Source organism: Nocardioides humilatus (genome assembly GCF_008373755.1).
GTDB classification, from domain to species: Bacteria; Actinomycetota; Actinomycetes; order Propionibacteriales; family Nocardioidaceae; genus Nocardioides; species Nocardioides humilatus.
On record NZ_VUJV01000051.1, the window covers coordinates 1 to 289 of the forward strand.

1 protein-coding gene is annotated in these 289 nt (G+C 44.6%); it reads right to left on the reverse strand.

The features are described 5' to 3' along the window. The coding region (rpsM, locus tag F0U44_RS23980; protein ID WP_149730586.1) for a 30S ribosomal protein S13 at positions 1 to 289 on the reverse strand (289 nt) is incomplete at both ends.

Genomic DNA, 289 nt, shown 5'->3' on the forward strand with positions numbered 1-289 from the left:
CCAGTAATGTCGCATCCCTCTGTGAGCGCGAATCTTCTTGAGCCTCTCCAAATCTTCACGGAGTTTTGAATCCAAGTTGGAGGAGGTCAGCTGGCTGTATTTACCATCAACAATATCCTTTTGCCTATTTAGGAACCAGTCTGGTATCTTATACTGCCTAGGATTCGACATGATAGTGATAATTTTTTCAACCTCTTCTTCTGTGCATTCGCCAGCACGCTTGTCAAGATCAATGTCGGCTTTTTTGAGAACAATGTTGGAGTACCTCCGGCCAACACCTTTGATAGCC